Genomic DNA, 13,034 nt, shown 5'->3' with positions numbered 1-13,034 from the left:
CGCACACCAGTGGGAAGGAGAGCCGAATGGCCAAGGAAAGCACGCAACACAAACTCGACCGCGTCCGCAAGCCGCGCGTCCAGATCACCTACGACGTCGAGCTGAACGGCGCGCTGCAACTGAAGGAGTTGCCTTTCGTCGTCGGCGTGCTCGGCGACTTCGCGGGCAAGCCCGACCAGGCCCAGCCGCCACTCAAGGAGCGCAAGTTCGTACAGATCGACCGGGACAACTTCGACAGCGTGCTCGCGGCCATGAACCCGCGGGTCGCCTTCCGGGTCGACGACAAGTTGAGCGGCACCGAGGGTAACCAGATCAACGTCGAGCTGCGCTTCAAGAGCATCGACGACTTCGCCCCGGAAAACGTCGCCCGCCAGGTCGAGCCGCTGCGGCAGCTCCTCGATACCCGCGAGAAGCTCAAGAACCTCCTCAACCGCATGGACGGCAACGACAAGCTCGAAGAGCTGCTCGGCCAGATCGTTAACGATGCCGAAGCCCGTAACGCTCTCAGTCAGTCACTCGGCCTCGCGGGCGCCGGAGCTCCGGGCGAGAAGAAGGAGTAGCCATTATGGCCGAAAAGCAGACAGCGCCGGGGGCGGCGCCCGCCGCCGCCCCGCAAGCCGAAGCCGGCTTGCTCGACACCATCCTGGAAAAGGGTCTGCGCGCCAAGGACGAGGATTCCCGCCAATGGGGCCGCGACCTGATCCGGGAGTTCGTCGCCCAGCTCCTCGACCCGAAGCTGGTCGTCGCCAAGGACACCGAAAAGACCATCAACAAACGCATCGAGCAGATCGATGCCATCCTGTCGGCACAGCTTAACGAGATTCTGCACCATCCCGACCTGCAGAAGCTCGAAGCCTCGTGGCGCGGCCTGCACTACCTTGTACACAACAGCGAGACCGGCACCCAGTTGAAGATCCGCGTCCTCAACGCCTCCAAACAGGATCTGCTCAAGGACCTCGAACGGGCCTCGGAGTTCGACCAGAGCGGCTTGTTCAAGAAAGTCTACGAGGACGAGTACGGCATGTTCATGGGCGAGCCCTTCGGCGCCCTGATCGGCGACTACGAGTTCGGCAATCACCCGCAGGACATTGCCTTGCTCGAACGAGTCTCCAACGTCGCCGCCGCCGCGCACGCCCCGTTCGTCTCCGCCGCCAACGCCGGCATGTTCGGGCTCGAGTCGTTCACGGAACTCAACAAACCCCGCGACCTCTCGAAGGGCTTCGACACCGTCGAGTACGCGAAGTGGAAGTCGTTCCGCGACTCCGAGGATTCGCGCTACGTGGCGCTGACCATGCCGCGCGTGCTCGGACGCCTGCCCTACGGCAAGGAGACCGTCCCGGTCGAGGAGTTCGATTTCACCGAGGTCGCCGGGAACCACGACCACTACCTGTGGACCAACGCGGCGTATGCCTACGGTGCGCGACTGACCGACGCCTTCGCCAAGTACGGGTGGTGCGCGGCGATCCGCGGCGTCGAGGGCGGCGGGCTGGTCGAGGGCCTGCCGACGCACACGTTCAAGACGATGGACGGTGAAGTCGACATGAAGTGCCCGACGGAAATCGGCATTCCCGATCGGCGCGAGTTCGAGATCAGCAACCTCGGCTTCGTCGCTCTCTGCCACGGCAAGGGCACCGACTTCGCCGCGTTCTTCGGCGGCCAGTCGTGCCAGAAGCCGAAGCTCTACGACCGCGACGACGCCAACAGCAACGCCCAGCTCTCGGCCCGCATCCCCTACATTCTCTGCACTTCGCGCTTCGCGCACTTTCTCAAGGCCATGGCCCGCGACAAGATCGGCGCGGCCATGGAACGTAAGGAGATCGAGGACTGGCTGAACCGATGGATTCTCAACTACGTGCTGGAGAATCCGGAGACGGCCGGCCCCAAGGCCAAAGCGGAGAAGCCGTTGCGCGAGGCGCGCGTCGAAGTTCGTGACGTCAAAGGCAAGCCCGGCTCTTACGAGGCCGTGGCGTACCTGCGGCCGCACTTCCAGATGGAGGAGCTCGGCGTCTCCCTCCGCCTGGTCGCGGAACTGCCGCAGGCGAAGGGATAACATCCCAACCACCATCAACCATCGCAAGGAGGGACCGCAGCCATGGCCGTAGACATGACGATCAAGATCGACGGTATCAAAGGCGAGTCGAAGCTCGACAAGCACGAAGAGGAAATCGACGTGCTGTCGTACAAGTGGGGCTTGACCCAGACCGGGACCTTCAGCACCGGCGGCGGCGGCGGCACCGGCAAGGTGAACGTCCACGACCTGTCGTTCGCGAAGTTCGTCGACAAGTCGAGCCCCGAGCTGATGCTGGCGTGCTCGAACGGCAAACACATCCCAAAGGCCGTACTGACCGTCCGCAAAGCCGGCGAGAAGCCGCTCGATTATCTGACGGTCACCATGGAAGATCTGCTCGTTTCGTCGGTCAAGACCGGCGGCGCCAGCACCGACGAGCGCCAGACCGAAGAGGTGGCCCTGAACTTCACCAAAGTGAAGGTCGAGTACCAGGAGCAGGACAAGACCGGTGGGCCGAAGGGCGGCAAGGTGACCTACGCCTGGGACATCGAAAAGAACATCAAGCAGAACTGAAAGCGGAACCGAGACCCGGAGCCGGTCGGAGTCTCCTCCGGCGCGGCTCCGCCTGGCGGACCGAAGGCGGAGATCTGGGGAACTGAGGTGGACGCGGGAACGTTATTCCAGCAGGGGAACCTCGGCGGCGCCGTCGACGCCGCTACGCGTGACGTCAAGGCCCGGCCCACCGAACTCCGCCACCGGACCTTCCTGTTCGAGCTCCTCTGCTTCGCCGGCGACTTCGAACGGGCCGCCCGGCAACTCGATGTCGTCGGGCATCAGGACGCCTCGACCGAGCCGGCGGTGCAGGTGTACCGCAACATCCTCCACGCCGAACGCCTGCGCCGTCGCCTCTATACCGAGAGTCTGCGTCCCGAGTTTCTGCTCGATCCGCCGCCGTTCACGGCTCTTCACCTGGAGGCGATCGGCCAGCTTCGCAGCGGCGATCCAACCGCCGCCCGGGCAACGCTGGAGTGCTCGGAGGAGACTCGCACCGGCCTGCGTGGGCGCATCGGCGATGCCGCCTTCGACGGGTTCCGGGACTGCGACGACCTCGTCGCGCCGTTTCTCGAACTGATCGTCGTGCGCGACTACGTGTGGGTGCCGTTCGAACAGATCCGCGTGCTCGACATCGCGGCCCCCGAGCGCCCACGCGATCTCCTCTGGATTCCGGCCCGGCTCGAATTGGTCACGGGCGCTCAGTACCGTGGCTACGTGCCGGTGCTGTACGAGGGCTCGCACGCCCACGCCGACGACCAGGTGAAGCTGGGCCGCCGCACGGAGTGGCTGGAAACCCCGGAAGGCCCGGTCCGCGGCGTCGGCCAACGGACCTTCCTCGCCGGCGAAGACCCCTGCGCCGTACTCGACATCCGCCACGTGGAGATATCGCCGAGCTGAACTCCCGACCTCGATTCGGCAATCCTCGGGCCGAACAGCCAGCGTCACGGGTCTCCAGGTCCTGAACCCAGTCGACCGCGCTCAGCGCCTCACGTAAGCGTCTAATTCGATGCCCCGGGCGCATGTCCACAAGACCCTCCTGCACGGATGCCCCCGGGCGGCTTGCCCTGGCGCACTCCTTCTTTGCCAAGGGCTGTAAGCTCGGACCCGACTTCCAAGGACCGGCGCTGCCCGTCGCCGACTGGTGGACGGCCGCGGGACGAACGGTCACGCCGTCCGGGCCGGAGCGTCTCGTCTGGTGGGCCGCGCTCGACCATCCGGTGCTGACTCGCCTGGTGGAGCTGGCCCACGAACGCAACCTCACGTTATTTTGGCCGCCGGTGTCCGCAGCGTGTTCCCGAACCCGGACAACGCCGTCCTGCCCGGATTGTTGGTGCGCGTACGAGTGCGCGCAGCGTTCGAACGCGAGGCGCTCCTCGTGCCGGGCGAGGCCGTCAGTTTCGATCAGCAAGGAGAGTACGTGCTCGTCGTCGGCGATCGGCAACTCGTCGAACGCCGGAGCGTGAAGACGGGCCGCCAGGAGGGTTCCTTGCTCGCGATCGAGGAAGGCCTGCGGCCCGACGACTGGGTGATCGTCGACGGAGTCCTGCAGGCGATTCCCGGGCACACCGTAACGCCGCAGCGCCTCGACGATGCCGCGGGAAGCGCGCCGCAGAACGGCGGCTGAGGCGGCGCCGGCGCATGTCCAGGTTCTTCGTCGAACGGCCGATTCTCGCCCACGCCGTCGCCATCGTCGCCATCGTCACCCTCGTCCTCGGCCTCGTGTGTCTGCTGGCTTTGCCGGTGGCCCAGTACCCGGAGATCGTGCCGCCGACGGCGCCGGCTCGGCGAGCCAGCAATCCCTGGGCACGATCGTCTTCGGCGGCATGATCGCTTCGACTTTACTGGCGATTCCGTTCGTACCCGTCTTCTACGTGGCGCTGCACCGCTTCGATGCGGGACGGCTCACTGGTCGGTGGTCAGTGGTCAGGCGTCGGTGGTCGGCGCCCCGCCGCTAAGCGCCGCGTCGCTTGCTCGTGCACGGCCGCGGCGGTATTGCTGGCGTCGTGAAGCCGCACGGTCACGCGCGTTCCGACCTACGAAACCTTCGCTTGCACCGCGCTGCGATCGAGAAACTGCGGCGGCATCCCGAACTGCGGGAGCCCTGCCTCGATCTGGTGCGCGAATGGCGACAGCGCAAGGAGAATCAGGCGTCTGCAACGTGGCTGGCACAGTGGCACGAGATGCTGTCCTGCTGGTCTGTCGACCGGATCGCCGACTCGATCCTCGATCCCGAGGAAGGGCAAACCCTGCGCCAATGCTCTCCGCTTGCTCCGGTGCTAACCCCGCGCGAGCGGTGGGCGGTCCTGGAGGCAGTCGAACAGGAGGCCAGCGGCGATGTCGGCGGGAAGAGCGCATGACGCGCGACCAGCTCGAGCACGCGATCCGCGCTGCCGGCGCGATTTCCGGCGATCATGAGATCTTCGTTGTTGGCAGCCAGGCGATCCTGGGAGCGTGCCCCAATGCACATCCGGACCTGCTACGCTCGATGGAAGCCGACGTTGCACCCAGAAACCATCCGGAACTGGAGTCGCTGATCGAGGGCTCGATCGGCGAGCTAAGCCCGTTTCACAAGACGTTCGGCTTCTATGTCGATGGCGTGGACATGGACGGGATCGTTCTCCCGGAGGGATGGCAGGAACGCCTGGTCGTGATCGACAACCAGAATACAAACGGATTCCGAGGTCTATGCCTCGATCCCACGGATCTGGCGGCGAGCAAGCTCGCGGCGGGCCGGCCGAAGGACTTCGAGTTCGTCGGCATTCTATTGCGCGAGAGGATTGTGGACCCACAGGTCCTCCAGCAACGGGTGGATGCGCTCACCAGTCTGGACGGCGGACGCAGGAAGCTGCTCCACGCCGCCGTGAACCGACTTCGTCCGGCGCTCCAGGGCTAGGCTCCGGTAAGGAATGTAATGCCTCGGCCGGAACGTCACCCAGGCCTGGACCCGGCCACCCTGCGGACGCCGATCGCCCTCCCTTGGCGAGCGTTTCGGCAGGTGTTATCCGTCGGCCATGGGCGAATCCCCGAGCCTCGATGAAGTACGATTGAGGGAGATTTTTCGCGCCCTGCACGATCAGGCTGTCGATTATGCCGTATTCGGCGCCGTGGCGCTGGGACTGCACGGGTTGGCTCGCGCAACCGGCGATCTGGATCTGTTCGTTCGACCCGAAGCCGAAAATATCGAGCGCCTTAAGACCGGGCTGCGCTCGGTGTTCGACGATCCCAGCATCGACGAGATAAGCGCGGACGATCTTTGCGGTGATTATCCCGCGGTGCGCTATCTTCCCCCGGACGGATTCGGGTTCGATCTGGTGACCAGACTGGGTGAGGCCGTGAGCTATTCCGAGCTAGAGATCGAGGTGAAGAGCTACGACGACGTGCCGGTTCGCGTGGTGACCCCGCGCACTCTCTGGCTGCTCAAGAAGGATACCGTCCGCTTGATGGATCGTATGGACGCGGCCATGCTCGCTGAGCGATTCGGATTGGAGAAGAAGTAGATGCCGGTCTTTCGTTATCGGTCTGTGACTGACATGCCGCCGCCGTGGACGGATCCCGCTGACCCGCGCAATCTTCAGCTAGTGAGCGAGATGCTGCGCTTCTATCGTCGCTATTCCGCTACGCCGGACCTGCCGCGTGGCGTCCGCCGTTTCCGCACGATCGAAGCCCTCAACGAGGCAAGAGGGGACCCGTACCGTCGTTGAACTCGCATCGTGTCGACGTCGATTTTCACTAGCAAGGGACCCCTGTCGGCAGAATTTTTCGCCAGTGTGCCCCCCTCTGGCGGCACGATTCTTCACGAGGATGCCCCCCCTCGCGTGACCACATGTGACCGACGGAACCGACGTGGGGAACTGACGTGACATCCACCCGTTCAGGGCTGGCTGGCGCGAGGATGCCAATCGGCGCGGTAGAAGAGACCGCCGGTAACCGCCCGTTGTCGCCGTCCGACCTGAGCCGCCTACTCGCTCACGACCCCCTCGACGGCCGTCAGCTCGAACGCTGCCGCGAGCAACGCCTGCGTGTACGGGTCTCGCGGCGACTCGAACACACGCGCCGCCGGCCCCTGCTCGACGACCTGCCCGGCGCGCATCACCAGGACCTCATGACTCAGCGCCCGCACCACCCGCAGGTCGTGGCTGATGAACAAGTACGCCGTGCCGTGACGCTGCTGCAACTCCCTGAGCAGCGCCACGATCTGCGCCTGCACCGACACGTCGAGCGCCGAGGTCGGCTCGTCGAGCACCACCAGCCTCGGCTCCAACACCATTGCGCGCGCAATCGCCACGCGCTGGCGCTGCCCGCCCGAAAGCTCGTGCGGATACCGGTACCGCATCGCCCCGTCGAGCCCCACCTCCTCGAGCATCCGGTCAATGCGCGCTTCGGCGTCCGCCGGTCCGGCCGCAAGACCGTGTACGCGCAGACCCTCGGCGAGAATCTGCCCGATCGACATGCGCGGGCTGAGCGAGCCGTACGGGTCCTGGAACACGATCTGTAAGTGGCGCCGCAACGGCCGCACCGCCGCCGCCCGCCAGCCCTGAATCGCCTGCCCCGCGTACGCGATCTCCCCCTCACTCGCGATCAGCCGCAACAGGGCCAGCCCCAACGTCGTCTTGCCGGAACCGCTCTCCCCGACCACCCCCACGGTCTCGCCCGCCCGTATCGTCAGGTCGACCCCGTCCACCGCCCGCACGTGCGCCACCGTGCGACGCCACACCCCCGCCTTGATCGGGAACCGCACCCTCAATCCCCGGCAGGCGAGCACCGGCTCGCCATCGCCGCGCGGCCGCGGCGGCGGCGCCCCGCCGGGCTCGGCAGCCAGCAGCGCACGCGTATACGGGTGCGCCGGCGCGCCGAGCACGCGCGCCGTCGTTCCCGCCTCGACGATCTGCCCGCCGCGCATCACGCACACGCGATCCGCAAGCCGCCGCACGATGCCGAGATCGTGCGTGATAAACAGCATCGCCATGCCGAGACGCCGCTGCAGGTCCTTCAACAACGCCAGGAGCTGCGCCTGAATGGTGACGTCGACAGCAGTCGTCGGCTCGTCGGCGATCAGCAGGTCCGGCTCGTTCGCCAGCGCCATCGCAATCATCACCCGCTGCCGCTGCCCGCCGGAAAGCTCGTGCGGCAGGGCATCGAGTCGGCGCTCCGCATCCCGCAGACCCACGGTCCGCAGCAACTCCAAAGTGCGCTCCCGCGCCGCCGCGGCGTTCAAATCGCGATGCAATGTCAAGGCTTCGCTCACCTGCCGGGCAATGCCGTGCAGCGGGTTGAGCGAGGTCATCGGCTCCTGAAACACCATCGCGATGCGGTCGCCGCGCACTGCCCGCAAGCGCGCCGCCGGCGCCCCGATCAACTCCTCCCCGAGAAAGCGGATACTGCCGCCCGGATGACTCGCCGCCCCGCGCGGCAGAAGCTGCAAGATCGACAACGCCGTCACCGACTTCCCCGACCCGCTCTCGCCGACCAGCGCCAGCGTCTCCCCCTTCTCGATACCGAACGACACGCCGCGCACGGCATCCACCGCCCCCACACCGCGACCGAACCGCACCCGCAGGTCGCGCACCGCCAGGAGGCCGCCGCGCACCTCGCCCTCCCCTACCGCCGCGACTCCCTCCCCTCCGCTCACCGCCGCTTCCGCCGCGGCGCCCCCTTGCGTCTTGCGCGGGTCGAGCGCGTCGCGCACCGCTTCGCCAACGAACACGAGCAAACTCAAAATGACGGCGATGACCCCAAATCCCGTAAACCCCAGCCACGGCGCCTGCAGGTTCTCCTTGCCCTGCTTCAGCAACTCGCCGAGGGACGGCGATCCCGGCGGCAGGCCGAAGCCGAGGAAGTCGAGCGCGGTCAGCGTGACCACGGCGCCGCTGGTGACGAAGGGCAGGTAACTCAGCGCCGCCACCGTCGCATTGGGCAGCACGTGGCGAAACAGCGTGCGCACGGTGCCCAGCCCCAGCGCCCGCGCGGCGCGTACGTAGTCGAGGTTGCGCGCCCGAAGCACCTCCGCCCGCACCACGCCGACGAGCGCCATCCAACTGAACAGCAACATCAGCAGCAACAACCACCAGAAACTCGGCGCCACCACGCTCGCCATGATGATCAGCAGGTACAGGGTCGGCAGGCCCGACCAGATCTCGATGAAGCGCTGAAAGAACAGATCGGTCCAGCCGCCAAAGTACCCCTGCAGCGCACCGGCGGTAACGCCGATGGCCGAACTCAATGCCGTGAGTATCAGTCCGAACAGCAACGACAGGCGCAACCCGTAAATCAGCCGCGCCACGACGTCGCGCGCCTGATCGTCGGTGCCGAGCCAGTTCTGCCGTGTCGGCGGCGACGGCGCCGGACCGGGCAGGTCGTGGACCACCGTGTCGTACCGGTACGGCACCGGCGGCCACACCATCCACCCGCGCCCCCCGATCAACCGCTGCACTTCCGGATCGGTGTAGTCCGCCTCGGTGTCGAGAAAACCGCCGAAGTCGCTCTCCGGATAGCTCACGAAGACAGGCAGGTAGGCCCGCCCGTCGTACCAGACGAACAGCGGCCGGTCGTTGGCGATCAGTTCCGCCCCGAGACTCAGCACGAGAAGAACCGCGAACGCCCACATCGACCAGTAACCACGGCGATTGGCGCAGAAGTTCGCCCACCGCCGCGCGTTAAGCGGCGTCATCGGCTTCCCGCTCACCCGTCACGGGCGCCAAAGTCGATGCGCGGGTCGACGACGGCGTAGGTGATGTCCTCGATCAGCTTCATCAACAAGCCGAGCAAGGTGAAGAAGTACAACGTGCCGAACATCACCGGATAGTCGCGGTTGATTGCCGCCTCGAAGCCGAGCAACCCCAGGCCGTCGAGCGAGAAGATGACCTCGGTCAGCAGGGCGCCCGTGAACAGCACGCCGATGAACGCGCCCGGGAAGCCGGCAATTACGATCAGCATCGCGTTACGAAAGACATGGCCGTACAGCACCCTCCCCTCGCCAAGGCCCTTCGCCCGCGCCGTCACCACGTATTGCTGCCCGATCTGATCGAGGAACGAATTCTTCGTCAGCATCGTCAGGCTCGCAAAGCCGCCGATCACCATCGACAGCACCGGCAACGCGATGTGCCACAGGTAGTCGGTCACCTTGTGCCACAGGTCGAGCTGATGCCAGTCGTCCGACACCAGACCGCGCAACGGGAACCAGTCGAAGTAACGGCCTCCCGCGAACAGGACGATGAGCAGAATCGCAAACAGGAACCCCGGCACGGCGTTGCCGACGATCACCACCGCCGACGTCCAGACATCGAAGCGCGAGCCGTCCCGCACGGCCTTGGCTATGCCGAGCGGGACGGAAATCGTGTAGACGAGGAGCAACGTCCAGAGCCCGAGCGAAATCGACACCGGCATCTTCTCGATCACGAGGTCGACGACCGACGCGTCGCGAAAGAAGCTGTTGCCGAAGTCGAAGCGGAGGAAGCCGCCCATCATCCTCAGAAAGCGCTCCAGCGGCGGCTTATCGAAGCCGAACTGGCGTTCGAGGTCGGCGATGAACTGCGGGTCGAGTCCGCGAGCGCCGCGGTACTTGCCGCCGCCCGCGCCGCCGTCGCGCTCGGCCGGACGGCGCTGCGTATCGCCGACCTCGCGTTGCTGGCCGCCGCCGAACCGCGCGGTTGCCGCCACGTCGTGCCCCTGCACCCGCGCGATCACCTGCTCGACCGGCCCGCCCGGCGCCGCGTTGATGATGACAAAGTTCAGCACCATGACCCCGAACAGCGTCGGAATCATCAGGAGCAGGCGCCTGAGGATGTACGCCGCCATGCCCGACCGCGCCGCCCCTACTTCTCGCCCCGCTTACCCGCGGCCTCGAGCGCGGCGACCTTCCCGGAATCGATCCACCAGGTGTCGAGCTGCACCCCCTGCGCCGGCACCACCGACGGACGGCCGAACTTGTCCCAGTAAGCGATCCGGTCGAACGGCAGATACCACTGCGGAATGACCCAGAACCCCCACTGCAGAACCCGATCGAGGGCGTGCACACGGCTGACCAGCGCCTCCCGGTCGGGCGCGGCGATCGCCTGCTCGACCAGCGCATCGATAACCGGGTCCTTGATGCCGATGAGGTTGCGGCTCCCGGGCTTGTCCGCAAAGGCCGTCGTCCAGAAGTCGCGCTGCTCGTTGCCGGGCGACAGCGACTGCGGCCAGTTGGCCACCACCATATCGAAGTCGAACTCGTCGATGCGCCGTTGATACTGTGCGGTGTCGACGGTGCGCACCGCGGCGTCGACGCCCAGCCGTTCGAGATTCTTCGCGAACGGCAAGGCGATGCGTTCGAACTGGGGTGTGTTCAGCAGGATCTCGAACGCCAGCACGCGGCCGCTCTCGGCGTGAGTGAGCTTGCGCGTCTTCGCGTCCACGACCCAGCCCGCACTGCGGAGGAGTTCGACTGCCGAGCGCATGTTCTCGCGGAGATTGCCCGATCCGTCGGTCGCCGGCGGCTGGTAAGCCTGCGTGAGCACCTCCGGCGGCACGCGCCCCTCGAAAGGCTTCAGCACGGCGATTTCGTCGGCGCCGGGCACGCCGTTGGCGGCCAGTTCCGAGTTGTCGAAGTAGCTGCGCAGGCGGGTGTACTGGCCGTAAAAGAGCGTGCGGTTCGACCACTCGAAGTCGAACAGGTATCCCAGAGCTTGGCGCACCCGCCGATCGCGGAAGATCGGCCGGCGGGTGTTGAATGCGAAGGCTTGCATACCGGCGGGGCGGCTGTGCGGGAACTCGCGCTTCTGCACCGCGCCGGCGGCGACCGCGGGGAAGTCGTAAGCGGTCGCCCAGCTCTTCGCCGACTCCTCCGGACGGAGGTCGTACTCGCCGGCCTTGAACGCCTCCAGCGCCACGGTCGAATCGCGGTAATAGTCGATGCGAATGACATCGAAGTTGTAGCGGCCGACGTTCACCGGCAGATCCTTGCCCCAGTAATCGGCAACACGGCGGTAGGTGACGAAGCGACCAGCCTCGAAGGCGTCGATCCTGTACGGACCGGAGCCGAGCGGAGGCTCGAGCGAGGTCTTGTCGAACTCTCGGGACTGCCAGTAGTGCTGCGGGAAGATCGGGAATTGGCCGAGAATGAGCGGTAGCTCACGGTTGTCGCCGGGGGCGAACGTGAACTTGACCGTCCGCGCGCCGGTTTTCTCGACCGCGGCGACGCCGGCGTAGTAGGCGCGGAAGAACGGCTGGCCTTTGGCGCGCAGGGTATTGAAGCTCCAGATGACGTCCTCGACGGTGACGGGCTTGCCGTCGTGCCAGCGCGCCGTCGCGCGCAGCGTAAACGCGACCCACGCGCGGTCGGCCGGCACTTCGACGCTTTCGGCGAGCAGCCCGTATTCGCTGAAGGGCTCGTCGGCGGCGGTGGTGAGCAGGGTATCGTAGATCTGGCCGACGCCGGCGGCAGGGTTGCCCTTGACGATGAAGGCGTTGAAGCTGTCGAAGGTGCCGATCGTCGCCTGCCGCGCCTCCCCCCCTTTGGGCGCCTCCGGGTTGACGTAGGCGAAGTGCGCGAACCCGGGCGGGTACTTCAAGTTTCCGTGCATGGCGATGCCATGCGCGGCGGCCTGCCCTTGCGCCGGCGCCACAGTTACCCAGCCAACCAGCCCGACAGCAACTCCCGCAATGACGCAAGCCAGCTTCATGGAGCTCTCGCGTAGCAGGAGCGGCGCACGGAGCCAACAGCCGGAACTTACGCGCGGCGGGCAATCAGGCGGCCTCAATCCGGCAGCATGGCCCGGTGCCCGCCGCGGCGTGCAGTCACTTGTGCGGCACCCCGCCTGCGGGCGCCGCCGAGCCGGCCTCTCCTCCGTACTCGTACTCGTTCACGTACTCGTTCACGGCCGCTTCCCCTGAGACGGCCACCGCTCGTGGTCCAACTTCATCCCTGCGTGCCCTCAGTCCGGATCCGGGTACGAGTACGTGTACCGCTTCGCTGAGTACGGGTACGGGGTGGATGCCGAAGTGAGGTGCTGGACACCCATCTCTCCGGCAGGCGCGAGTGGATGTCCCACCGACCCCTCGCCTGCGGGCGCCGCCGAGCCGGTCTCTCCTCCGTACTCGTACTCGTTCACGTACTCGTTCACGGCCGCTTCCCCTGAGACGTCCAACCGTTCGTGGTCCAACTTCATCCCTGGGTGCCCTCAGTCCGGATCCGGGTACGAGTACGTGTACCGCTTCGCTGAGTACGGGTACGGGGTGGATGCCGAAGTGAGGTGCTGGACCCCCATCTCTCCGGCAGGAGCGAGTGGATGTCCCACCGACCCCTCGCCTGCGGGCGCCGCCGAGCCGGTCTCTCCTCCGTACTCGTACTCGTTCACGTACTCGTTCACGGCCGCTTCCCCTGAGACGTCCAACCGTTCGTGGTCCAACTTCATCCCTGGGTGCCCTCAGTCCGGATCCGGGTACGAGTACGTGTACCGCTTCGCTGAGTACGGGTACGGGGTGGATGCCGAAGTGA

At 66.3% G+C, this 13,034-nt stretch carries 15 protein-coding genes and 2 pseudogenes; 11 read left to right on the top strand and 6 right to left on the bottom strand.

Translation table 11 applies throughout. The features are described 5' to 3' along the window. Nucleotides 1-26: 26 nt before the first annotated feature. From tssB to L6Q96_17165, 11 genes and pseudogenes are all read left to right on the top strand, one after another. Nucleotides 27-560: a type VI secretion system contractile sheath small subunit gene (tssB, locus tag L6Q96_17215; GenBank protein MCK6556297.1), complete on the top strand. Its 534-nt coding sequence runs from the start codon at nucleotides 27-29 to the stop codon at nucleotides 558-560. 5 nt (nucleotides 561-565) lie between these two features. Next, entirely contained in the window at nucleotides 566-2,050 is a 1,485-nt protein-coding gene (gene tssC / locus L6Q96_17210) for a type VI secretion system contractile sheath large subunit (GenBank protein ID MCK6556296.1), read from the top strand. Between the two features lie 42 nt (nucleotides 2,051-2,092). Continuing rightward, a complete protein-coding gene (locus L6Q96_17205; GenBank protein ID MCK6556295.1) occupies nucleotides 2,093-2,581 on the top strand; it encodes a type VI secretion system tube protein Hcp in 489 nt (162 codons plus the stop codon). Between the two features lie 87 nt (nucleotides 2,582-2,668). Then, on the top strand, nucleotides 2,669-3,460 hold the full coding sequence (locus L6Q96_17200) for a SciE type virulence protein (GenBank protein ID MCK6556294.1): 792 nt from the start codon (nucleotides 2,669-2,671) through the stop codon (nucleotides 3,458-3,460). Nucleotides 3,461-3,851: 391 nt separating this feature from the next. Next, nucleotides 3,852-4,187, top strand: coding sequence for a hypothetical protein (locus L6Q96_17195; protein MCK6556293.1), 336 nt, complete (start codon nucleotides 3,852-3,854; stop codon nucleotides 4,185-4,187). A 14-nt stretch (nucleotides 4,188-4,201) separates the two neighbouring features. Further along, nucleotides 4,202-4,390, top strand: coding sequence for a hypothetical protein (locus L6Q96_17190; protein ID MCK6556292.1), 189 nt, complete (start codon nucleotides 4,202-4,204; stop codon nucleotides 4,388-4,390). Continuing rightward, nucleotides 4,330-4,518: pseudogene (locus L6Q96_17185) on the top strand (efflux RND transporter permease subunit). The gene L6Q96_17190 and the pseudogene L6Q96_17185 overlap by 61 nt, the downstream one beginning before the upstream one ends. A 93-nt stretch (nucleotides 4,519-4,611) precedes the next feature. After that, complete coding sequence (locus tag L6Q96_17180; GenBank protein MCK6556291.1) at nucleotides 4,612-4,920, top strand: hypothetical protein; 309 nt, start codon at nucleotides 4,612-4,614, stop codon at nucleotides 4,918-4,920. Continuing rightward, a complete protein-coding gene (locus L6Q96_17175) occupies nucleotides 4,917-5,456 on the top strand; it encodes a hypothetical protein (GenBank protein MCK6556290.1) in 540 nt (179 codons plus the stop codon). Before L6Q96_17180 ends, L6Q96_17175 begins: the two co-directional genes overlap by 4 nt. A gap of 151 nt (nucleotides 5,457-5,607) precedes the next feature. Then, nucleotides 5,608-6,060 (top strand): hypothetical protein, encoded by a 453-nt coding sequence (locus tag L6Q96_17170; protein ID MCK6556289.1) that lies wholly within the window; start codon nucleotides 5,608-5,610, stop codon nucleotides 6,058-6,060. Then, on the top strand, nucleotides 6,061-6,264 hold the full coding sequence (locus L6Q96_17165) for a hypothetical protein (protein ID MCK6556288.1): 204 nt from the start codon (nucleotides 6,061-6,063) through the stop codon (nucleotides 6,262-6,264). A 257-nt stretch (nucleotides 6,265-6,521) separates the two neighbouring features. On the opposite strand, the gene L6Q96_17160 is transcribed toward L6Q96_17165, so the two are convergent. From L6Q96_17160 to L6Q96_17135, 6 genes and pseudogenes are all read right to left on the bottom strand, one after another. Next, the gene (locus L6Q96_17160; GenBank protein ID MCK6556287.1) at nucleotides 6,522-8,135 is read right to left on the bottom strand and encodes an ABC transporter ATP-binding protein; all 1,614 of its coding nucleotides are present in this window, start codon (nucleotides 8,133-8,135) and stop codon (nucleotides 6,522-6,524) included. A gap of 144 nt (nucleotides 8,136-8,279) precedes the next feature. Beyond that, nucleotides 8,280-9,230 (bottom strand): annotated as a pseudogene (locus tag L6Q96_17155) (ABC transporter permease). An 11-nt stretch (nucleotides 9,231-9,241) separates the two neighbouring features. Beyond that, nucleotides 9,242-10,357 carry a microcin C ABC transporter permease YejB gene (locus L6Q96_17150; protein ID MCK6556286.1) on the bottom strand — a complete coding sequence of 372 codons (1,116 nt, stop codon included), beginning with the start codon at nucleotides 10,355-10,357 and terminating at the stop codon, nucleotides 9,242-9,244. Nucleotides 10,358-10,374: 17 nt separating this feature from the next. Then, nucleotides 10,375-12,219, bottom strand: a complete 1,845-nt coding sequence (locus L6Q96_17145) for an extracellular solute-binding protein (protein ID MCK6556285.1) — start codon at nucleotides 12,217-12,219, stop codon at nucleotides 10,375-10,377. 252 nt (nucleotides 12,220-12,471) lie between these two features. Then, a complete protein-coding gene (locus L6Q96_17140; protein ID MCK6556284.1) occupies nucleotides 12,472-12,705 on the bottom strand; it encodes a hypothetical protein in 234 nt (77 codons plus the stop codon). 12 nt (nucleotides 12,706-12,717) lie between these two features. Continuing rightward, nucleotides 12,718-12,951, bottom strand: a complete 234-nt coding sequence (locus L6Q96_17135; protein ID MCK6556283.1) for a hypothetical protein — start codon at nucleotides 12,949-12,951, stop codon at nucleotides 12,718-12,720. Nucleotides 12,952-13,034: the final 83 nt, after the last annotated feature.

The sequence above is a fragment of the Candidatus Binatia bacterium genome (assembly GCA_023150935.1).
Lineage (GTDB): Bacteria > Desulfobacterota > Binatia > HRBIN30 > HRBIN30 > JAKLJW01.
This window is presented reverse-complemented; position numbering and strand designations above follow the sequence as displayed.